The 20,350-nt window shown below is 64.3% G+C and carries 18 protein-coding genes and 5 pseudogenes (2 of these 23 cut by a window edge); 14 read left to right on the top strand and 9 right to left on the bottom strand.

The window, feature by feature from the left end; genetic code table 11:
* A pseudogene (locus ACFE99_RS02655) lies at positions 1 to 851 on the bottom strand (LLM class flavin-dependent oxidoreductase) (it extends 243 nt beyond the left edge of the window).
* Positions 852 to 1,018: 167 nt separating this feature from the next.
* Here ACFE99_RS02655 and ACFE99_RS02650 point away from each other — a divergent pair.
* The 4 genes and pseudogenes from ACFE99_RS02650 (at position 1,019) to ACFE99_RS02635 (ending at position 4,322) form a co-directional block, all read left to right on the top strand.
* Positions 1,019 to 1,611 (top strand): annotated as a pseudogene (locus ACFE99_RS02650) (TetR/AcrR family transcriptional regulator).
* Positions 1,612 to 1,739: 128 nt separating this feature from the next.
* Entirely contained in the window at positions 1,740 to 2,447 is a 708-nt protein-coding gene (locus ACFE99_RS02645; protein WP_375482150.1) for a MaoC/PaaZ C-terminal domain-containing protein, read from the top strand.
* Positions 2,444 to 3,376: an LLM class flavin-dependent oxidoreductase gene (locus ACFE99_RS02640; protein WP_375482148.1), complete on the top strand. Its 933-nt coding sequence runs from the start codon at positions 2,444 to 2,446 to the stop codon at positions 3,374 to 3,376. The genes ACFE99_RS02645 and ACFE99_RS02640 overlap by 4 nt, the downstream gene beginning before the upstream one ends.
* A gap of 334 nt (positions 3,377 to 3,710) precedes the next feature.
* On the top strand, positions 3,711 to 4,322 hold the full coding sequence (locus tag ACFE99_RS02635) for a TetR/AcrR family transcriptional regulator (RefSeq protein WP_375482145.1): 612 nt from the start codon (positions 3,711 to 3,713) through the stop codon (positions 4,320 to 4,322).
* A 19-nt stretch (positions 4,323 to 4,341) separates the two neighbouring features.
* Here ACFE99_RS02635 and ACFE99_RS02630 read toward each other — a convergent pair whose 3' ends face one another.
* Genes ACFE99_RS02630 through ACFE99_RS02605 form a run of 6 tightly spaced genes read right to left on the bottom strand, consistent with a single transcriptional unit; the run spans position 4,342 to position 9,059 of the window.
* Complete coding sequence (locus ACFE99_RS02630; RefSeq protein WP_375482143.1) at positions 4,342 to 4,821, bottom strand: VOC family protein; 480 nt, start codon at positions 4,819 to 4,821, stop codon at positions 4,342 to 4,344.
* Positions 4,818 to 5,981, bottom strand: coding sequence for an FAD-dependent oxidoreductase (locus ACFE99_RS02625; RefSeq protein WP_375482141.1), 1,164 nt, complete (start codon positions 5,979 to 5,981; stop codon positions 4,818 to 4,820). Before ACFE99_RS02625 ends, ACFE99_RS02630 begins: the two co-directional genes overlap by 4 nt.
* Before the next feature lies 1 nt (position 5,982).
* Positions 5,983 to 6,486: a nuclear transport factor 2 family protein gene (locus tag ACFE99_RS02620; RefSeq protein ID WP_375482139.1), complete on the bottom strand. Its 504-nt coding sequence runs from the start codon at positions 6,484 to 6,486 to the stop codon at positions 5,983 to 5,985.
* A gap of 16 nt (positions 6,487 to 6,502) precedes the next feature.
* Positions 6,503 to 7,171, bottom strand: coding sequence for a TetR family transcriptional regulator (locus tag ACFE99_RS02615; RefSeq protein ID WP_375482137.1), 669 nt, complete (start codon positions 7,169 to 7,171; stop codon positions 6,503 to 6,505).
* Positions 7,168 to 7,974 carry a glucose 1-dehydrogenase gene (locus ACFE99_RS02610; RefSeq protein WP_375482135.1) on the bottom strand — a complete coding sequence of 269 codons (807 nt, stop codon included), beginning with the start codon at positions 7,972 to 7,974 and terminating at the stop codon, positions 7,168 to 7,170. The genes ACFE99_RS02615 and ACFE99_RS02610 overlap by 4 nt, the downstream gene beginning before the upstream one ends.
* On the bottom strand, positions 7,971 to 9,059 hold the full coding sequence (locus tag ACFE99_RS02605; protein WP_375482164.1) for a dihydrodipicolinate reductase: 1,089 nt from the start codon (positions 9,057 to 9,059) through the stop codon (positions 7,971 to 7,973). The genes ACFE99_RS02610 and ACFE99_RS02605 overlap by 4 nt, the downstream gene beginning before the upstream one ends.
* Positions 9,060 to 9,336: 277 nt before the next feature.
* Here ACFE99_RS02605 and ACFE99_RS02600 point away from each other — a divergent pair.
* From ACFE99_RS02600 to ACFE99_RS02585, 4 genes and pseudogenes are all read left to right on the top strand, one after another.
* Positions 9,337 to 10,098: pseudogene (locus ACFE99_RS02600) on the top strand (amidohydrolase family protein); the annotation flags it as partial.
* A 35-nt stretch (positions 10,099 to 10,133) separates the two neighbouring features.
* Positions 10,134 to 11,535, top strand: a pseudogene (locus ACFE99_RS02595) (FadD3 family acyl-CoA ligase).
* Positions 11,532 to 12,161 (top strand): fatty-acid--CoA ligase, encoded by a 630-nt coding sequence (locus tag ACFE99_RS02590; RefSeq protein WP_375482133.1) that lies wholly within the window; start codon positions 11,532 to 11,534, stop codon positions 12,159 to 12,161. The pseudogene ACFE99_RS02595 and the gene ACFE99_RS02590 overlap by 4 nt, the downstream one beginning before the upstream one ends.
* Positions 12,161 to 12,361, top strand: coding sequence for a bacterioferritin-associated ferredoxin (locus ACFE99_RS02585; RefSeq protein WP_375482162.1), 201 nt, complete (start codon positions 12,161 to 12,163; stop codon positions 12,359 to 12,361). Before ACFE99_RS02590 ends, ACFE99_RS02585 begins: the two co-directional genes overlap by 1 nt.
* 8 nt (positions 12,362 to 12,369) lie before the next feature.
* Here the strand turns inward: ACFE99_RS02585 and ACFE99_RS02580 are convergent, their stop codons facing one another.
* Positions 12,370 to 14,058 carry an alpha-keto acid decarboxylase family protein gene (locus ACFE99_RS02580; RefSeq protein ID WP_375482160.1) on the bottom strand — a complete coding sequence of 563 codons (1,689 nt, stop codon included), beginning with the start codon at positions 14,056 to 14,058 and terminating at the stop codon, positions 12,370 to 12,372.
* A gap of 59 nt (positions 14,059 to 14,117) precedes the next feature.
* Between ACFE99_RS02580 and ACFE99_RS02575 the strand changes: the two genes are divergently transcribed.
* From ACFE99_RS02575 to ACFE99_RS02560, 4 genes are read left to right on the top strand one after another with little or no spacing between them, the layout of a single operon-like run.
* On the top strand, positions 14,118 to 14,564 hold the full coding sequence (locus ACFE99_RS02575) for an SRPBCC family protein (RefSeq protein ID WP_375482131.1): 447 nt from the start codon (positions 14,118 to 14,120) through the stop codon (positions 14,562 to 14,564).
* Complete coding sequence (locus ACFE99_RS02570) at positions 14,561 to 15,640, top strand: CaiB/BaiF CoA transferase family protein (protein ID WP_375482129.1); 1,080 nt, start codon at positions 14,561 to 14,563, stop codon at positions 15,638 to 15,640. Before ACFE99_RS02575 ends, ACFE99_RS02570 begins: the two co-directional genes overlap by 4 nt.
* A 46-nt stretch (positions 15,641 to 15,686) precedes the next feature.
* Complete coding sequence (locus ACFE99_RS02565) at positions 15,687 to 16,142, top strand: SRPBCC family protein (RefSeq protein ID WP_375482126.1); 456 nt, start codon at positions 15,687 to 15,689, stop codon at positions 16,140 to 16,142.
* Positions 16,143 to 16,150: 8 nt separating this feature from the next.
* A complete protein-coding gene (locus tag ACFE99_RS02560) occupies positions 16,151 to 16,609 on the top strand; it encodes an SRPBCC family protein (RefSeq protein ID WP_375482124.1) in 459 nt (152 codons plus the stop codon).
* Here the strand turns inward: ACFE99_RS02560 and ACFE99_RS02555 are convergent.
* A complete protein-coding gene (locus ACFE99_RS02555; RefSeq protein WP_375482122.1) occupies positions 16,572 to 17,783 on the bottom strand; it encodes a pyridoxal phosphate-dependent aminotransferase in 1,212 nt (403 codons plus the stop codon). The two genes, ACFE99_RS02560 and ACFE99_RS02555, sit on opposite strands and share 38 nt — an antisense overlap.
* Positions 17,784 to 17,957: 174 nt before the next feature.
* Here ACFE99_RS02555 and ACFE99_RS02550 point away from each other — a divergent pair, with 174 nt between their 5' ends.
* Positions 17,958 to 19,184, top strand: coding sequence for an acetyl-CoA C-acetyltransferase (locus ACFE99_RS02550; protein ID WP_375482120.1), 1,227 nt, complete (start codon positions 17,958 to 17,960; stop codon positions 19,182 to 19,184).
* Between the two features lie 17 nt (positions 19,185 to 19,201).
* Positions 19,202 to 20,350: pseudogene (locus ACFE99_RS02545) on the top strand (3-hydroxyacyl-CoA dehydrogenase NAD-binding domain-containing protein) (it continues 1,018 nt past the right edge of the window).

Raw genomic sequence — 20,350 nt, 5'->3', positions numbered from 1 at the left:
ATCGCTTGGGCAACAGTGAAGATCCGGTGCGAGCGGGAATTGGCGCGGAGCTCCTCAACGGTGTGTACGTCGGCGATTCCGGCGGATGTCTCGTTGCCCGGATTCCAGTCGGCATACGTGCGCGCGTCGTGCAGCAAGAACTGGCCAAGCTCGTGCCACGCTTGGTCGACATCGTCGGCCACAAAACACACCGCGGGGGTATCGCGGTCGGGCAACAACGTCATCCCGGGCTGGTGACCGTGCGCTCGGCAGGCGGCTTCGTATGCTTCTTGTGAGCCGGGCACATTGGCTTGAGCGAGGAAAGGCAGCCCGTACTTTCCGGCGCGTCGGGCGGCGGCCAGACTGCCGCCTCCCCACATCATCAGCGGACCATCAGCGGTGTACGGCGTTGGTGTCACTTTGATGCGGCGTCCATCGTGGACGACCACCTCACCGGCAACCAACCGGCGAAGCAAGTCCAACTTCTCGTCGGCGATGCGTCCGCGCGCGTGCATGTCCACGCCGAAGTGCTCGTACTCTTCGCGTCGGTATCCCAAACCAAGGATGTAGGAGACGCGGCCCCGGCTGATGATGTCGAGCACCGCCATTTCCTCGGCCAGCCGAACCGGGTCGTAGAACGGGAGAATCACCACCGACGTGATCGCCAGATGCTCGGTCCTAGCTGCAACCGCGGAGGCGAGGATCAGCGGCGTCGGCAAGTATCCGTCGTCGGACCCGTGGTGTTCGCACAGCACCGCGCTAAGGCAGCCGCGAGTCTCGGCCCACGCGCACATGTCGATCGCGGTCGCGTGTAGCTCGGTCGCCGGCGCGCCCATGGCAGAGGCGCGCATATCGAAACGCATCGAGAACATTTGCGACCTCCGCCGGCTGGAATACCGGCACCAAGTAGGATTTAAGCACCCGCTTAAAAGTGCTGAGCATATGCCTAACATGCTGCGTGTGAGCGGTCAAGACTCGGTAAGGCCGACACCACGATGTCGTTCAATTACCGCCCAGTAGGGAAGGATTGCGCGTCACGATGGCATCACCGCGCCGAATCGGACCCTCGGACGCAAAGACCCGCACGATCTTGCTGGACGCGGCCGAGCAGTTGATGCTCGACGAGGGATGGGCGGCGGTCACCGGCCGCAGGGTGGCCGAGCAGGCCGGTCTGCGGTCTCAGCTCGTGCATTATTACTTCCACAGCATGGATGATCTGCTGTTAGCGGTATTTCGCCGTCGCGCCGAGCAGGGCTTCAAGGCGAACACGAAGGCGTTGAGCTCACCGCAACCACTGTGGGCGCTGTGGCGGATGTTCAACAATCCGCCGTTCAGTGTTTCACCATGGAGCTCTTCGCATTGGCCAATCACCGAGCTGAGCTGAGAGCGGAGCTCGCCTACTATGCCGAGCGGTTCCGGGACGAACAGACAACGACTTTCGCCAACGTCCTCAAGGCCTATAGGGTCGACACGCAGCAACTGCCGCCCGTGGCTGTAGCGTTCCTATTGACCGGTGTGCAAGGTGTGCTGTTCATGGAAGAGACCCTTGGCATCTCGGCCGGTCACGCTGAGATTGTCGCGCTGGTTGAGCGTTACCTACGCCAGCTCGAGGGTGATCCGGTCGTCCCGTGATGAGCCGGATCCAACTAGGTTCCGTTTCACGACATGGGCCCTTTCCGGGGCGGCTGGAACCGAATTGCATTGCGGCATATGCAGCAGCGACCGGCGACACGACCGCCGCGGTACTTGCCCGAAAAGCCGTGCCCGTCGTTTTTCCGGTCATCCTGGCTTTCGGCGCCCAGCAGGCAGCCAATGCGGACCTGCCGGCAACTGCATGGCGCCAGGCGCGTGGCGGTCTGCACGGCGAGCATGACATCGTGCTGCATCGTCCCCTGATTCCCGATGAGCCGCTGGACACTTGGTCGCAGATTTCAGCGGTTCGGACGGTCCGCGCAGGTACTCAGGTGGTGCTTCACATCGAACAGTTCGACGCTCAGGGCGAGCTGGTGGTCGAACAATGGTGGACAACCCTGCTGCTCGGCTTGCAGTCGATGGCTGATGTGGGATCGATGCCGCGCGATCACCGCTTCCCCGATTCGGCTCGGCGTGATCCGATCGGCTCGGCGACTCAGCACATTGACGAGCAGGTGGCGCACCGGTACGCCGAGGTGTCCGCCGATTGGTCGGCGCACCACTTCGATATCGACGCGGCGCGTGCGAGCGGCTACGATTTCCTGTTCGCGCATGGCCTGTGCACCATGGCGATATCCACGCACCGCGTCCTCGGTCTCGTCGGGGTCGATGATCCCGGTCGGGTTCGGCGGGCGGCAGTGCGTTTCGCTTCGCCGACACCTCTTGGCGCCGACTTGACCGTGAATGCGTACGGCATCGACGCACAGTCAATTGCTTTCGAAGCGGCCTGCGCACGTGTAAAGACCATCACTCACGGACGATTGGAGCTGCGATGACGGGTTTGGACATCGGTGTGTACGTGCCCCAGATGGGCTTCTCCTATGACGATGTCCTGCATCGCGCTCTGCGCTGCGAGGAACTCGGTATCGGATCGCTGTGGCTCTACGACCACCTGTACGGACCGGGAGTGCCCGAGATCTCCTCGCTGGAAGCCTGGACCCTAGCCGCCGCACTACTGAGCCGTACCGATCGCATCCGCATCGGACATTTGGTGTTGTGCAACCAGTTTCGCCATCCAGCGGTGCTGGCCAAGATGGCCACCACGCTCGACCACATATCGGCTGGCCGATTACAGCTCGGCATCGGCAGCGGCTCCATGGAAGACGAGCACAGAAGGACGGGCCTGCCCTGGGATACTTTCGCCGAACGCTCCGAGCGCCTGGCCGAGACGCTGGAGATCTTGAGCCAGGCATTCACCAACGGTGCCATCGATTTCGCCGGCACGTACTACACGGTACGCAACATGCCGATCGTGCCCGGACCCGTTCAGGAGCCGCGTCCACCGGTAATCGTGGGGGGAGTAGGCGAGAAGTACACCCTGCCCTTGGTGGCGCGCTACGCCGACGTGTGGAACGTGCCTACCTACGCACTCGGCCAGCTGGAGCACAAACTGTCGGTGCTGCGGTCGATCTGCGACGACATCGGCCGCGATCCCGCCACCATCGTGTTGTCGGTGGAGGCCGTGATGGCGCTCGCCCCCGATGAGGAGTCATTGGCCAGTGTCCGCCAGATCGCGGAAAAACGTTTCGGCGCACCAGGATTCGGCCTACGTGAAGGCGGTCTAATCGGCACATCGCAGGCGATTGTCGAGCGGCTAACTGAACTGCAAGAGCTCGGCTTTCAGCAAGTGGTGCTGTTTACCCATGATCGGGCGTCCGACCGGACCCTTGAATTGCTGGCCTCAGCGGTGATCCCCGCGCTGTGAGGTGCTGTGAGGGCAGTTGCTTAGCCGTGCTTCCGCGACACATAAACCTCTGCGACGGCAGCTTCAGAACGGGGTTGATGCTGCGCAGATAGTCGAAGTAGGGGTGCGGATCGGGGACCAGAGACGCGTCGGTGAAGAAATCGACCGATTCGAAGGTGGTCATGCTCTGTCTGCCTCCCGATACTGCGGTTGGTTTATCGACAGCGATAAAAAACGACGCCAGAGTAGGTAAGGTGCTGAGCACCTGCTTAGCATGGCGGTATTGTCATGGTCAAGGTCACCCGGTCGGGCGCCGTTACGATCGGCGTGTCCGACGAGCGAACGGAGTCGACCCATGACATCGGCGCGGAGAATCGGGGCGCCGGACGCCAAGAACCGCTCCGTGCTGCTTGACGCCGCCGAGCAGTTGATGCTCGAGGAAGGTTATGCCGCAGTTACTTCTCGCCGAGTCGCGCAAAAAGCGGCGCTCAAGCCGCAGCTTGTCCACTACTACTTCCGCACGATGGACGAGTTGTTCTTGGCCGCGTTCCGCCGCCGTGGCGACGACGGACTTCGGCTGCAAGTCCAAGCGCTGCAGTCGACGCAGCCCCTGTGGGCGCTGTGGCGGTTCAGCACCGATCCCGCGGCAACTGCGCTGACGATGGAGTACGTCGCGTTGGCCAACCACCGCAAGGCGCTCAAGGCCGAAATCGGTTACTACGCAGAGCGCTTCCGCGAAGAGCAAACCAAGGCGGTATCTCGTGTTCTGGAGCGTTACGGCATGGATGCCGCCGAGGTGCCGCCGTTGGTGTGGTCAGTGCTGATCACCAGCGTTTCCCGGGTGCTGGTGATGGAGCAAGCGCTTGGCATGTCGCTCGGGCATGCCGAGATTGTGGCGTTCGTCGAGCGCTATCTGCACCAGTTGGAGGGCGACCCACAGCCGAGCGATGCCATAGCAGCGCGCTGATTCAGCGGACGTCGGAATGTCACTGTTTTGCGTAGCCCCACATTTCCGCTGACGTTCGTTCGCCATTCGGGTAGGACACGAACTCGATCGGGGTGCCGTCGGGGTCCCGTACGAAGAACATACGCACGCCGCCGATGTCGACCGGCTGCTGTTCCGGCTGGATGCCAGCGGCGATGATTGCAGCTAGCGTGGCATCGACGTCGCGGACGCTCAAGGAGATGTTCGTATAGCCGAGCTTGGCGCCATGCTGCTGTGGTTCCAAACCGCGGTGTGCGAACTCGAGAAGTTCCACGACCGTGCCGCCGAGCATCCCGCCGATCATCCGTCCGCGGGCCCCGACTTCTCCCGTGACGGCTTCCATCGACGGACCCTCCAGCTGCAGATCGAAGAACACCTCGAGGCCCAGCAGGTCGCGGTAGAACCGCAGGGAGGCCTCCATGTCCGACACCGCGATGCAGACATGCGAAAAACCAAGAATCTGAATCGGTTTCTGCGTCATCGTGCCCGTGTCCTTCCGGATGAGGTAGCGCCCTGGGTGAGCGGTTCGTTGTGACGGACACCGCGGTAATAGCCCCAACCCACGACCAGCGGCAGCAGCACCTTGTGGAATGTCCAGGCGGGGAAGCGGAAAGCACTTCCGTGGGCGGTGTAGACCTCAAGTCCATCGGGCAGGGGACCCAGCACCGAGCCCCATCGCCGCCCGGGAGGCCGGTAACGGCGCAGTGGTCGCCCAGCGAACGCGGCGCGCACATTGTGTGCAAGCAACGCGTCGGCCCTGTTTCGCGCCGAGCTGCGAAGCGGGTCGGTGGCCGCGACGTCTCCCACTGCGAACAGATCGCGATGCCCGGCAACACGCAGATCCGGTGTCACGCGGACAAAGCCGTTCTCGTCGAGCAGCTCTGCTGGCAACCAGCCCGTATTCGGCCGCACCAGCCCGACCGCCCACAGCACCGCGTCGGCCGATGCCGGCGGTTGTCCAGTACTCCATCGCACCGGTTCGCTGGTGATTCGATCGCAGTCGAAGCCGTCGGCTATCACTGCCCGGTGACCCGGATGAAGCCGCACCCCGAGGTCGGCGAGGCGGCGGGCGGCGCGGTCCCAGGTCCGCGGGTGATGGCGGACGAGCCCGCCTTCACCGGGGAAGTACAGGTCGACCCGTTTGGCGGGCCAGGTGGTGGCGAGTTGGGCGGCGCTGTTCACCGCCGCGGCACCGCCGCCGATCACGATGACCGATTCGGCGGCGGCCAGGCGGTCGTGCATCATGCGCAGATCGGCATTGACCTCGGAAGCTGCCTGCAGGCTGGGCTGTCGCCAGAACCCGTTTGTCACACCGGTCGAGATCACCAGGGCGTCGTAATCCACGGTGAGGAGTGAGCCGTCGGCACTGTGCGCGAACACCGTTCGGGTTTTTACGTCTATACCAGTCAGCGAGGCGTGGACGATCCGGACCCGGTCCAGGCCACGGAACCGGTCGAACGGGATCCAGTTCACCCGGGCCCACTGATCGGGGCGGCTGAGCCGCCAGCCCAGCTCTTGGCCGCTGACCAAGCCCGGTTTGGCTGATATTCCGACGACGTCGGCGTGGCGAGCCAGTCGGATCGCGGCCAGGACACCGCTGTCGCCGAGCCCGGCGACGACAACCCGCTTGCGGCTCGCCACGTCAGTCCAGTTGCCAGTTCATGTTTTTGGCGAAGGCGAGCGCTTCCTCGGAAATAGTGCCCAGGGCCTGGCAACGCTTGGTGTATTCGTGGACCATCGCCAGGAAATTGAGCGGGTTGTAGGCGTCTTCTTCATAGCTCCACAGCCCGTTGCCGGCGTAGTGCAGCACGGTCAGGGTCGGGGCCTGATGGATGCTGCCGTCGCCGGGGTCCTTCATGCGGTTGAGGATTTTCCCGATGACCCAGCCTCGATCTTCGTCGATGGTGTACCACTCGGCTGGGTAGAACGGCATCTCCGAGCCGGGGAACTCGCTCATCGTCGAGGCGATCCACTCGCGGATCCGTTCTCTGCCATGCATTTCCCCGTATACATGCTCCAGGTAGACGGCGTCGTCTGTGAACAGGTCTGCGTAACGGGACCAGTCCGCGCTGCGGCCTATCTCGACGACGGCCTGGCTGTAGTCGTGGAAGGCGCGCTCGATTTCGTCGCGTGACCACTGCCCCATGTGCTCCTCCAATCAGCTAGCGACGCATGCCTTTTCTGGGTCGGGCGGTTCGGTTGCGCCGCGGTTGCCAGCGGGGATGCATGACGGCCTGTAACGCCTCAGACACCACAACCTGAAGCGGCTGATGATCGTCGGTGGCCGTACGCACCCATTGCTGGAACGCGAAATCTGCTGCGGCGAAGGCCAAGTGGACTAGCAAGGCGGGTCGGATGTCATGCTCGGGGTCGGTGCGCATGCGGGCGGCGGTGAGTTTGACCAGCCGGCTCTTGTCCTCTGGAGCCATGGTGACCTTGTCGAGCAGACTGGGAGCGGCCAGAATGGCGGCGCGCCATTGTTCGGTCTCGCTGTCTTGGAAAGCGCCGGTGCGGGCTTCGATCGCGCGGGCCAGCGCCGCGTCGGGTGACTCTTCGCTAGGACGCTGCTCGAGCAGCGACGCGATGGCCTCCCAACCGCGCCGTACCTGGTCCAAAAGCAGTTCTTCTTTGCTGGTGATGTGTCGAAAGAAGGTGCTTGGCGAAATACCTGCGGCGGCTGCGATTTGCTCGGTGGTGACGTTGTCGAAACCGTGAGCGGCAAACAGTCGGTAGGCCGCCATTCGGATGTCGGCGCGGATCTGTGCGCGCTGGCGGTCTCGCAGCGACGAGGGCTTGGCGGGCGGGTTTTTCGCCGCAGTGTGGTCGGTCATCGTGCTTGCTGCCCTAGCGGCGGCACCGGGATCGTGAAGGCCGGTGCGGTGGTGCCGCCGTCGACGCGAAGGAATACACCGGTGACCCACGACGACGCGGGCGAAGCCAGATACACCGCGGCCGCGGCGATGTCGCGCGGTGTGCCGATGCGGCGCATCGGGGTGTTCTGCTCGAACTGCGTGCGCAGCGCGTCGTTGCCCATGACGAAGTCCATCGCTTGAGTCGCGACGCCGCCGACACCGATCGCGTTGACCCGCACCCGCGGCGCCCACTCGGCGGCGAGATTGAAGGTCATCATGTTCAGCGCGGCTTTGCCGGCCGCGTAGGCGACCATCGAGGTCATCACCATGTCGCCGGAACGCGACGAAATGTTGACGATGGACCCTGCCCCGCCGGTGTCGACCATGGCCTGAGCGGCCGTCCTCGACAGCACAAACGGCGCAGTGGCATTGAAGTGCAGTGCGGTGGAGAAGTATTCGGACGAGGTGTCCATCGCCGGGCGGGGAGCGGTGCCTCCGGCGTTGTTGACCAGGATGTCGAGGCGCCCGAACTGCGCCACGGTTGTCTCGACCAGATTGGTCAAGTCCTCCTCGATCATCACGTCGGTGACCACTGCCAGCCCGTTGCGACCCGTCTGCTCGATTTGGCGCACGGTGTCATGCAGATTGGATTTCGTGCGGGCCGCCACCACCACGTTGGCTCCCGCCTCGGCCAGCGCAACCGCGGTGCCGCGACCGATGCCGGCACCGCCGCCGGTGACGATGGCGACCTGATCGGTGATCCGGAAATCGTCGAGGATCACCGCACCGCCCCGGCGAGTCTGGGCGCGGGCCGCCCGGCGATCATCGGCAGGTCGAGATACGTCTTGATGCCCGGCCCGGCGGCGCACACATGCGGGATCGCGTGCACGCAGTGATTGGCGGTGGCGACCACGCCGGGGTTTCGCCGCAGGCCCTCGGCGATCGACTCCGGTTGCAAGCCTTTGACAATCAATTCGACGTCGGGGTCGCCGGTGACCTGGATTTCGAAGCGCTCACCACGTTCCCCGAAGCTCCAATTCGGTTCCAGGTGTTCTTCACCCATCAGCCAATTGACCGCGGCGGCAATCACCGGCTGGCCGTCGACCAGCGCCTGCCAGCGGAAGCGGCGCGCGGCCACAGTGCCGGGTTCTATCTGGAGGTAGCCCGCGTCGATGGGGGCGGTGGCGACCGCGACTTCCTGAGTCGATGAAAAGGTGGGGTCGCGGAATCCCAGATAGTCGGCCACCATCCACACCGAGGATTTGAAGCCACCCTCCAGCAAGCTGGCCATCGGGCTGCGAGCAGCCTCATCAGGTGTGGCTCCGAAGCCCATGATGTGATGCACCACATCGGGCGCGTTGTACGTGCGGATGTCGGAGAACTCCTCGGCCCGCACATGCGTGATCGCCGTGGACAACGCCGAAATCATCAGCGGGAACTTCTCGGTGATCCCGCCGGGATGAATACCTGAGCCATGCAACGTCACGCCACCGTCGAGGCAGGCCTGCTCGATGGCTTGCACGCGCGGATCGGTTCGGTCCGGGTACACCCAGCCGACCGGTGTGACAACGTTTTTGCCCGACCGCAGAATGGCTTTCACTTCGTCGTCGTTGGGAATGAGCGGGGAGTACATCACGCAGTCCGCGTCGAGCGCAAGGACCTCATCCTTGTCCGAGGTGGCCTGGACACCCAATGGCTCGCGACCCAGGATCTCACCGACGTCGCGGCCGTGCTTGTCGCCGCTGTGGACCCAGGAGCCGGCCAGTTCCAGTCCAGGATGATTGAGCACGGCCTCGATCGCCGCCTTGCCGACACCACCGGTCGCCCATTGAATGACTTTGAAGGTCTTGGTGTTTCCGGGTTCCACGCTTTGCCTTTCCTTGGGCGCAGACAAGCTGCCATTGTGTGTAGAGCGTCGTACTACTCGACCCGCGCTACGACGAGCGACTCTATAGCTAGGAGCCTATGGCTATTTGAGAGTAACTGTCAATGCCGTTCCCTGGACTTCGGCTGCGACGCGACGGTCTGGGGCCGGCCGGACCGACATGGGAGATCGGATGGTCAGCAGTCGACGTGTCTTTAGCCGCTGCCGACGGCGAAGAGAGCCGATGTCCGGCAAGCCTTTTCGGTGCCTGCGATGTCGCGTAGTGGTGCATGCGCTGAACCAGTGGCTCGACGAGGTGTGGGGCTTCAACTACCAGAACCGGATTTTCACGGTGCCGGTGGTGAGCCTGCCCATCCGCGAGAAGGCAATCGAGGAGCTGGAGTGGGTGGTGGCGCGCGGCGCGCGGGCGATCCTGGTGCGGCCCGCGCCGGTGCCGGGATATCGCGGTCCACGGTCGTTCGCGTTGCCGGAGTTCGACCCGTTCTGGCAACGCGTCGTCGAGCATGACGTGCTGGTGGCCATGCATTCGTCGGATTCCGGTTATGCTCGATACACCGCTGAGTGGGATGGCACCGACCAGGAGATGCTGCCCTTCCAGACCAATGCGTTCGCCATGCTCACCGAGTGGCGGCCGGTGCAAGATGCGTTGGCGTCCTGGGTGATTCACGGTGCACTGTTCCGGTTCCCACAGTTGAAGGTTGCGGTGATCGAGAACGGGTCGAAGTGGTTGGCACCGCTGTTGGACCAGCTGGCCGACGTGTACAAGAAGACGCCGGAGAGCTTCCCGGGCAACCCGGTCGAGGAGATCAAGAACCGCATCCACGTCAGCCCGTTCTATGAGGATAGAGTGACCGACCTGATCGACTTGATCGGGGTCGACCGGGTGCTGTTCGGCTCCGACTATCCGCATCCTGAAGGTCTTGCCCAGCCTCGCCACTTCGCCGATGCGCTGCAGCACTTGCCCGTGGAAGACCAGGCGAAGATCATGGGCGGCAACCTTTCTCGTCTCGTATCGGTGTGACGGCGCCGATTTCGAACTGGGCGACCATCCCCGAGATGGTTTTGAGTGCGGCGGACCGCTTCGGCGACGCCGAAGCGATCGTCGACGGTTCGCTGCGGCTCAGCTTCACCCAGTTCGTCGACCGGATCCGCTGCGCTGCAGGCGCGTTCGCGTCAATCGGTATCGATAAGGGCGACCGGGTAGCAATCTGGGCGCCCAACTGCGCGGAATGGATCATCGCCGCTTTCGGCCTGCTGACCGCCGGCGGTGTGCTGGTCCCCGTCAATACCCGCTTCAAGACCGCTGAGGCCGCCGACATCATCCGCCGCAGCAGTGCCAAAGTCGTCCTTGTCGAAAAGGGCTTCCTTGGCGAAGATTTCGCGGCTCCTGCCGGTGTGCCCGCGATCGACCTGAAGTCAGACTTCCTCACCAGCGGCTCGCCGTTCGAACGCAAGGTCAGCGCCGACGACATCGCCGATGTCCTATACACCTCCGGCACCACAGGACGGCCCAAGGGCGTCATGATGAACCATGCACAGACACTGCAAAATTATGCGGATTGGTGTGATCTGGCCGACCCGCGCGAAGGCGACCGCTATTTGATCATCAACCCATTCTTTCACACGTTCGGGTACAAAGCGGGCTGCGTCGCATCGCTGATCCGGGGCGCCACCATAATCCCCGTGGCAGTCTTTGAGATCAATCAGGTCCTGGAATTGATTGAGCGCGAACGCGTTACTATGCTGCCCGGTCCCCCGACGCTGTATCACTCGCTGCTGGCGGCGCAAGGCAAGAGCGATCTGTCGTCATTGCGGGCTGCGGTGACCGGAGCGGCGGATATCCCCGTGACTGGTTCGCAGGATGCGCAGTGAGCTGCCGTTCGAGTCGATCATGACCGGCTACGGATTGACCGAAGCCGGAACGGTCACCGCCTCGCGCCGGGGCGATTCCTTCGAGGACATCGCGACCACTGCAGGTACACCCTGCGATGGGATCGAGGTGCGCATTGCCGGCGACGGTGTGGTCCTGTCCGGGGATACAACGTCATGCAGGGCTACCTCGATGACCCGGCGGCGACCGCGGAGGCGATCGACAAACGACGGCTGGCTGCACACTGGCGATCTGGGTAGCCTGGATTCGGCAGGTCGGCTCCGGATCGACGGACGCAAGAAGGACATGTTCATTGTGGGCGGGTTCAACGCCTACCCGGCGGAGATCGAGGGCTTCTTGCTTGAGCATCCCGCAGTGGCGCAAGCGGCGGTGATCGGCGTTGCCGACGAGCGGCTCGGCGAGGTCGGCAAGGCTTTCGTGGTGCTGAAAGCTGGCGTTTCACAAGAAGATTTGATCACCTGGTGCAGACAACGGATGGCGGGATTCAAGGTTCCGCGATACGTCGAATTTGTCGACGAACTGCCGCTGAACGCTGCCAGGAAGGTGATGAAGGACCAACTACGATGAACTCTGTCGACCTGCAGTCAATGGTGATCGCGTCAGACTACCGCGTCCCCGATCCGACGCGGGTGTGGCCGCTGCTTCAGCGCCGCAAGTCGGCGCTCGCCGAAATCGGCGCGCGCCATGTGGTGGTGTACGCGTCGGCCGTGGAATACGGCCGTGTCTTGGTGACTATTGGGGTTCGCAACCGCGAGCCGATCGTCGACCTGCTGAGGTCGCGGGTGTTCTTCGACTGGTTTGACGCGGTCGGGGTCAAAGACATTCCGGCGGTCTTCGCCGGCGAGACTGTCGAAAGAATTGAACTGACCCAGCCGTCGCCGGCTGAGCCCCCGCGCGTGATTCTTGCCGCGATGACTTCAGTAGCAGATGTCTCGACCTTGGTTGAGCAGGTCCATCTCGCACTGGACAGGTTCAAGGCTGCCGGCATCGAAAAGACATGGATTTACCGGGCGTTCGACGATCCGCGGGAGGTGATGATCCTTCAGCAGATCGACAACGACGCCAATGCGCGGCGCTGGATCGACCATCCGGACACGGCGGCGGAGTGGATGGATGGTGCGGGAAGGGGCGCCTATCCGCCGATGTTCATCGGTCGATTCCTTCACATGATGCGGATCGACGAGACGCACTGATCGGATCAACCGATGTATGTGTGCTCTGCAATGGTGTCACCAGCCAGAAGGTGGCCGACGTCGTCGCGAAAGGCGCATCGACCACAAAGGAAGTCGCCGAGACATGTGGCGCCGGCGCGGAGTGTGGCCGCTGTCGACGTACCGTCCGCGCGATCATCGCGTCCTCGCGCACCGACCGCCAAGCGCGCTTAGACCGATAGCCGCCGGCTCATCGGCGGGCACTGCCGTCCGGCGAGGTGGGCTGGGCCAGTTCGGCGAGCAGGTCAGGGACGTCGAAGCGGGGCACGACGACTTCGATGAACACCATCCGGTCCTGATGTTCGGCGGCGGCGGTGAACGCGTCGTCGAGCTCCCCGTAGGTCTGCGCCCGAAACGTGAGGTGGTTCGTCACCCCGAGTGCGCGCGGCACGTCGGTCCAGTTCCACTTCACAATGTCGTTGTAGCACGCGGTTTTTCCGTGTATTGCTCGTTCGACCGTGTAGCCGTCGTTGTTGACCACGACGATGACCGGCGTCAGGCCTTCACGGGAGAAGACGCCCAGCTCCTGGACGGTCAACTGTGCGGCGCCGTCGCCGATCAGCAGCACCGTCCTGCGATCCCGATGGGCCAAGCCGGCCCCGAGCGCCGCGGGCAAGGTGTAGCCGATCGATCCCCACAGTGGTTGGCCGATAAACGTCACACCCTGAGGAAGCCGGTGGCATGCCATCCCGTAAAAAGATGTGCCCTGGTCGGCGAGCACCACGTTGCCCGGCGTTAACGCGGCAGAAAGCCTGTCCCACACAGTTTTCTGATTCAGCGGTTGCTCTCGCGGCGGATTCTCCACAGGGCCGGGTTCCGATGCCCGCATGACCGGCGCAGATGTGATTCCACGCCGAGCGACAATCGTGGCCAGCGCATCCAGCGCGGCAGCCATTTCCAGCGGGGCGAACACCTGGCCCGCCACGGTGCTCTGGTCGACTCCGACGTCGATGGTGCGGGCCGGGTCGATGCGCTGGCTGAAGAAGCTGCTGACCATGTCGGTGAACACCACGCCGGCCGTCACCAGTACTGGTGCTTCCTCGATCGCGCGCCGTACCGGTGCGGCGCTGGCCGAGCCGACGTAGATGCCCAGGAAGTTCGGTGCGCTTTCGTCGACCAGGCTTTTGCCCCACATCAAGGTCGCATGCGGCACCACATCGGCCCCCAACAACGCCTCGAGTTGGGGGATTGCGTCGAGGCGATGGACGAGGTAATCAGCCAGCACGGTGACTTGGTGGTCGGCGATGAGTTTGGTTGCGGCTTCGATGAAGAGCGATAGCGCCCGGGGGCTGGTGCCGCCGGTATAGCGCGGCAGCGGGGCCGCCGGCGGTTCGGCCGGAAAGCGCGCCACGTCGGTGGCCATCAGGATGTACCCGGGTTGTTTTTGTTCCCGCACTTCGGAAAGCACCCGATCGATTTCCCTGGTGGCCGTCGCCGGCATGAGCGCGGTTTGTGCACAGGTGATTTCGCGGCTGATCCGCAGGAAGTGCTCGAAGTCGCCGTCGCCGAGCGAATGGTGCAGCGCCCGACGCGTGCCTTGGGCGTCTTTGGACGGACCGCCGACGATGTGCACGACAGGCACGTGCTCGGCGTAGCTGCCGGCGATCGCGTTGGCCGCCGAGAGCTCACCAACCCCGAATGTGGTGACCACAGCGGACATTCCGCGAAGTCGCCCGTAACCGTCGGCGGCATAGCCGGCGTTCAGCTCGTTGGCGTTGCCCACCCAACGAACATCGGGATGAGCGATGATGTGGTCGAGAAATTCAAGGTTGTAGTCGCCGGGTACACCGAAGATCTCGGAGACACCGAGTTCGGCGAGTCGATCGAGCAGATAGTCACCGACGGTGTAAGAGGAATCTTCGCGACCACTCACGACCACGACGCTACCCTCGGCCAAAACCACCTCCGGGACTGCCGCGGCTGGCTATGGTGCGGGCCATGGCAATCAAGGAAACTCGCGAAGTCGTCATCGAAGCAAGTCCCGAGGAGATTCTCGACGTCATCGCCGACCTGGAGTCGCTGACCGAGTGGTCGTCGGCGCATCAGAGCTCTGAAGTGGTCGAGAGGGGAGATGACGGGCGGCCGAAGGTGGCGCGGATGAAAGTCAAGGCGGCCGGCATCACCGACGAGCAGGTGGTGGCCTACACCTGGGGCGACAACACCGTGAGCTGGACCCTGGTCAGCGCCAGTCAGCAGCGATCGCAGGACGCCGTCTACACCATGACACCGGAGGGCGACAAGACTCGGGTGAAGTTCGAGATCGTGATCGACCCGATGGTGCCGCTGCCCGGGTTCCTGCTCAAACGAACCATCAAAGGGGTGATGGACACTTCGACCGAGGGATTGCGCAAGCGGGTGCTGAGCGTCAAGAAGGGTCGGTCTTGACCCGCCAGGGACCGCTGGCGGGAGTGAAGGTCGTTGAACTCGGGGGCATCGGGCCGGGACCGCATACCGGAATGGTGCTCGCCGATCTGGGCGCCGATGTAGTGCGGGTGCGCCGCCCCGGCGGGCTCACGATGCCGCCTGAGGACCGCGACTTGCTGCACCGCGGCAAACGCATCGTCGACCTGGATGTCAAGACGCAGCCGCGGGCGCTGCTGGGGTTGGCCGCCAAGGCCGACGTGTTGCTGGACTGCTTTCGGCCCGGCACGTGCGAGCGGCTCGGCATCGGCCCCGACGAGTGTGCGGCGGTCAATCCGCGGTTGATCTTCGCCCGCATCACCGGGTGGGGACAGCAGGGTCCGCTGGCCGCGACCGCGGGTCACGACATCAACTATTTGTCGGCCACCGGTGTGCTGTCGGCGCTCGGCTATCGCGACCGGCCGCCGCTGCCGCCGCTGAACCTGGTCGCCGACTTCGGCGCCGGTTCGATGCTGGCGCTGTTGGGCATCGTCGCCGCGCTATACGAACGCGAGCGTTCGGGCACAGGGCAGGTCATTGACGCCGCGATGGTGGACGGCGTCAGCATGCTGGCGCAGATGATGTGGACGATGAAGGCGACCGGCGCCCTTCGTGACGAACGCGAATCCTTCCTGCTCGACGGCGGCGCTCCGTTCTACCGCTGCTATGAGACCGCCGACGGCAACTACATGGCCGTCGGCGCTATCGAACCGCAGTTCTTCGCCGAGCTGCTCAGCGGTCTGGGGCTAAGCGCCGACGAGGTGCCCAACCAGTTGGACATCGGCGGCTACGCACGGATGCTCGAGGTCTTCACCTCACGCTTGGCCAGCAAGACCCGCTACGTGTTGACGGAGATATTCGGCGGCAGCGACGCCTGTGTCACACCGGTGTTGACGTGGGCCGAAGCCGCCGCCCACCCGCAAATGACCGCACGCGCCACGGTGATCAACGTCAACGGCGTCGACCAGGCGGCGCCCGCGCCGCGGTTTTCCCGCACACCGGCCGGGGCAGTCGGACCGCCGCCGGCCGCGACCACACCGCTGGACGAAATCGGCTGGTAGCGCGGATTTGCCGTCGAAGGCCGAGCGCGTTGCTAGCTTGGTGGTAGTGGCCGTACGAGCATCGAAAGAAATCGTCATCGACGCGCCGCCGGAAGCGATCATCGAGGCGCTCGCCGACGTCGATGCCGTGCCGTCGTGGTCCTCGGTGCACAAGCGAGCCGAAGTCATCGACACCTATCCGGACGGTCGGCCGCACCACGTCAAGGTCACCGTCAAGGTGATCGGCATCGTCGACCAAGAACTGCTCGAATACCACTGGGGCTCAGATTGGGTGGTGTGGGATGCCGAGAAGACCCTTCACCAGCACGGCCAGCATGTCGAGTACACGCTGCAACGCGAAGGCGACCAGAAGACCCGCGTGCGCTTCGACATCACGCTCGAACCCTCAGCGCCGATACCGGAATTTCTGATCAAACGAGCCCGAAAGACCGTCCTGCAAGCTGCGACCGAGGGACTGCGCAGGCGCGTCACGGGTGGTGTCGGCGCCGAGCAGTCGAAGTAGGTGGCGAGGTGGCGGTACAAGCATCGCGAGAAATCGTTATCGACGCGCCGGCGGACGTGATCATGGAGGCGCTCGCCGATATCAACACTTTGACGTCGTGGTCACCGGTACACAAACAGGTTGAAGTACTCGACCGCTACGACGACGGCCGGCCCCACCACGTGAAGGCCACCATCAAGATTTTCGGTCTGGTCGACAACGAGATCCTGGAATATCACTGGGGCCCCGACTGGGTGGTCTGGGATGCCGAAGCGACATTCCAGCAGCATGGCCAGCACGTCGAGTACACCCTCAAACGGGAGGGCATCGACAAGACGCGGGTGCGTTTCGACATCACCGTCGAACCTTCGGGGCCGATTCCGGAGTTCATCGTCAAGCGGGCCAGCAACATCGTTTTGGGCACGGCGACCGAGGGCCTGCGCGAGCGGGTCATGGGGAAGACCAAGGACGCGCGTCAGCCGCAATAGCCGGCCCGTCGCGCAGCGCCGTCAGCCGCCGGATGGCCTCGTCGAGGGTGTCGTCGCGCTTGGCAAAAGTGAACCGCACCAGATGATTCCAGACGCGCGCGTGTTCAGCGGTGGGGTCGCAGAACGCCGACAGCGGGATCGCGGCCACGCCGAGCTTCACGGGTAGTGCCGCGCAGAACGCGGTGCTGTCGTCGTAGCCCAGCGGGCGGGGGTCGGCGCACAAAAAGTAGGTGCCCGAGCTGTCGTGGACCTCGAAGCCGATCTCGGCCAGGGCGTTGGCCAGCCGGTCACGCCGTTCCTGCAAGCGGCTGCGCAGGCCAGCCACCCAGGCCTCTTCGCTGTTGAGCGCATGGGCCACCGCCGGCTGGAACGGGGCTCCGCCGACGTAGCTCAGGTATTGTTTGGCCGCCCGCACTCCGGCGATGAGTTGTGCTGGGCCGCATGCCCATCCGATCTTCCAGCCGGTGCAGTTGAACATCTTCGCGGCGCTGGAGATGGTGATGGTGCGCTCGGCCATGCCCGGGTAGGTGGCCGGCGGCAGATGACGGCGGCCGTCATACACCAGGTGCTCGTAGACCTCGTCAGAGATGACCAAGAGGTCTGCGTCGTTGGCGATTTCGGCGATGGCGGCTACTTCGTCTGCGGTGAGCACCATGCCGGTCGGGTTGTGCGGCGAGTTGACGATCAACGCTTTGGTGCGCGGCGTCACTGCGCGCCGCAGCGCGTCGGCGTCGAGCGCGAAGCCGCGGCCATCGGATACCAGCGGCACGACGACCCGTTGGGCTCCGGCCATCGCGACCACCGGCGAGTACGAGTCGTAGAACGGCTGGAGCAGGATCGCTTCGTCGCCGGGCTCCACCAGTCCCAGTACCGCCGCAGCGATGGCCTCGGTCGCTCCGACCGTCACCAGCACCTCGGTGTCCGGGTCGTATTCGACGCCAAAGTGCCGGTTGCGCTGCGCGGCGATGGCCTGCCGCAGCTCCGCGATCCCGATCCCTGGCGGGTATTGGTTGACGCCCTGCGCGATCGCGTCCTGGGCGGCCTTCAGCATCCCAGGTGGGCCGTCCTCGTCGGGAAAGCCCTGACCGAGGTTGACCGCGCCGACGCGCGCGGCCAGCGCCGACATTTCGGCGAACACCGTGGTCGCGTACGGCTGCAGTCGCGACACCGTCATGGGTCTTGAGAGTAGAGCGCTCCCCAGGGTGACGGTGGAGTCACGCTCGAGCGTGAACGTGACCGCAGCGTCACGCTGGGCAAGAAACGGTCGCCGCTGTCCCAACCAACAGGTTGATCGGGCCTGCTGTTAGGGTGGCGGGCACAGGACTATCCGAAACCAAAGGAATCAGCCATGTCCGAAGAAGCCTTCATCTACGAGGCCATCCGCACGCCGCGCGGCAAGCAGAAGAACGGATCGCTGCACGAGGTCAAGCCGCTCGATCTGGTCGTCGGCCTTATCCACGAACTGCGCAACCGCTTCCCTGACCTGGACGAGACGATGATCAGCGACGTCATCCTGGGCGTGGTGTCGCCGGTTGGCGACCAGGGCGGCGACATCGCCCGCACGGCGGTGCTGGCTGCCGGGTTGTCCGACACGACTGGCGGGGTGCAGCTCAACCGGTTCTGTGCCTCTGGCCTGGAAGCGGTGAACACTGCCGCGCAGAAGGTGCGCTCCGGGTGGGACGACCTGGTGCTGGCCGGGGGTGTGGAGTCGATGAGCCGGGTGCCGATGGGTTCTGACGGCGGCGCCTGGGCGCTGGATCCGGCCACCAACTACGACCTGGGCTTCGTGCCGCAGGGCATCGGCGCCGATCTGATCGCCACCATCGAGGGTTTCTCGCGCGAGGACGTCGACGCCTATGCGCTGCGTAGCCAGCAGCGCGCCGCGGCGGCCTGGTCGGGCGGCTACTTCACCAAGTCGGTGCCGGTCCGCGACCAGAACGGCCTGCTGATCCTCGACCACGACGAGCACATGCGGCCCGACACCACGATGGAGGGCCTGGCCAAGCTCAAGCCCGCCTTCGAAACGGTGGCGGCACTCGGCGGCTTCGACGACGTGGCGCTGCAGAAGTACCACTGGGTGGAAAAGATCAACCACGTCCACACCGGCGGCAACAGCTCGGGCATCGTCGACGGCGCCGCGCTGGTGCTGGTGGGGAGTGAATCTGCCGGCAAGTCCCAGGGCCTGACGCCACGGGCGCGCATCGTGGCCACCGCCACCAGCGGCGCCGAGCCGACGATCATGCTGACCGGCCCGACCCCGGCCACCCGCAAGGTGCTCGACCGGGCCGGGCTCAGCGTCGACGACATCGACCTGTTCGAGCTGAACGAGGCGTTCGCTTCCGTGCCTGTCGCGTGGCTCAACGACACGAAGGCTGATCCGGACCTGAACATTCCGGACGAGAAGCTCAACGTCAACGGCGGCGCGATCGCGATGGGCCACCCGCTGGGAGCCACCGGTGCGATGATCCTCGGCACCATGGTCGACGAACTGGAGCGCCGCAACGCCCGGCGCGCTTTGGTGACGCTGTGCATCGGCGGCGGCATGGGCGTAGCCACCATCCTTGAACGAGTCTGAGAGGGTTTCGAACAGCAATGACGGACAACACCATCCAGTGGGACAAGGATGCCGACGGCATTGTCACGCTGACCATGGACGACCCGTCGGGGTCGGCCAACGTGATGAATGAGGCCTACATCGAGTCGATGGGCAAGGCGGTGGAACGCCTTGTCGCCGAGAAGGATTCGATCACCGGGGTGGCGATCACCAGCGGCAAGAAGACCTTCTTCGCCGGCGGGGATTTGACCGCGATGGTGAAGGCGCGTCCCGAGGACGCCGGGCAGTTCTTCGACACCGTGGAGAGGGTCAAGAAGGATCTGCGCACCCTGGAGACTTTCGGCAAACCCGTCGTCGCCGCAATCAACGGAGCGGCACTCGGCGGCGGCCTGGAGATCGCGCTGGCGTGTCATCACCGCATCGCCGCCGACGTCAAGGGCAGCCAGATCGGTCTGCCGGAAGCGACATTGGGGCTGCTGCCCGGTGGCGGGGGAGTCACCCGCACGGTGCGAATGTTCGGCATCCAGAACGCGTTCGTCAACATCCTCGCGCAAGGCACCCGGTTCAAGCCGGCCAAGGCCAAGGAGATCGGGTTGATCGACGAGGTGCTGCCGACCGTCGAGGAATTGGTGCCGAGGGCGAAGGCCTGGATTAAAGAGGAGCTCAAGGCCAACCCGGATGCGCATGTGCAGCCATGGGACAAGCAGGGTTACAAGATGCCCGGCGGCACTCCGTCGTCACCGTCGCTGGCAGCGATCCTGCCGTCGTTCCCGTCGAACCTGCGCAAGCAGCTCAAGGGAGCGCCGATGCCCGCGCCACGCGCCATCCTGGCCGCCGCGGTGGAGGGCGCACAGGTCGACTTCGATACCGCCACCCGCATCGAAAGCCGGTATTTCGCTTCGTTGGTGACTTCTCAAGTCGCCAAGAACATGATCCAGGCGTTCTTCTTCGACCTGCAGCACATCAACTCCGGCGGCTCGCGACCCGAGGGCTACGAGAAGACGACGTTTAAGAAGGTCGCGGTGCTCGGTGCCGGGATGATGGGCGCAGCGATCGCCTATGTGTGCGCCAAGGCCGGCATCGAGGTGATCCTCAAGGACGTCAGCCTGGAAGCCGCGCAGAAGGGCAAGGAATACTCGGAAAAGCTGGAAGCCAAGGCACTTTCGAAGGGCCGGACAACCCAGGAG

Source organism: uncultured Mycobacterium sp. (assembly GCF_964249325.1).
Taxonomy (GTDB): Bacteria; Actinomycetota; Actinomycetes; order Mycobacteriales; family Mycobacteriaceae; genus Mycobacterium.
Note: the sequence above shows the minus strand (reverse complement) of the source record. Positions and strands in the feature narration are given on the sequence as shown.

Bases quoted from the DNA above. Each gene is read 5' to 3' on its own strand.
- ACFE99_RS02555 (WP_375482122.1), bottom strand. From the start codon at position 17,783: ATGACGGTGTCGCGACTGCAGCCGTACGCGACCACGGTGTTCGCCGAA.
- ACFE99_RS02550 (WP_375482120.1), top strand. From the start codon at position 17,958: ATGTCCGAAGAAGCCTTCATCTACGAGGCCATCCGCACGCCGCGCGGC.
- ACFE99_RS02640 (WP_375482148.1), top strand. From the start codon at position 2,444: ATGACGGGTTTGGACATCGGTGTGTACGTGCCCCAGATGGGCTTCTCC.
- ACFE99_RS02575 (WP_375482131.1), top strand. From the start codon at position 14,118: ATGGCAATCAAGGAAACTCGCGAAGTCGTCATCGAAGCAAGTCCCGAG.
- ACFE99_RS02630 (WP_375482143.1), bottom strand. From the start codon at position 4,821: ATGACGCAGAAACCGATTCAGATTCTTGGTTTTTCGCATGTCTGCATC.
- ACFE99_RS02635 (WP_375482145.1), top strand. From the start codon at position 3,711: ATGACATCGGCGCGGAGAATCGGGGCGCCGGACGCCAAGAACCGCTCC.
- ACFE99_RS02615 (WP_375482137.1), bottom strand. From the start codon at position 7,171: ATGACCGACCACACTGCGGCGAAAAACCCGCCCGCCAAGCCCTCGTCG.
- ACFE99_RS02590 (WP_375482133.1), top strand. From the start codon at position 11,532: ATGAACTCTGTCGACCTGCAGTCAATGGTGATCGCGTCAGACTACCGC.
- ACFE99_RS02620 (WP_375482139.1), bottom strand. From the start codon at position 6,486: ATGGGGCAGTGGTCACGCGACGAAATCGAGCGCGCCTTCCACGACTAC.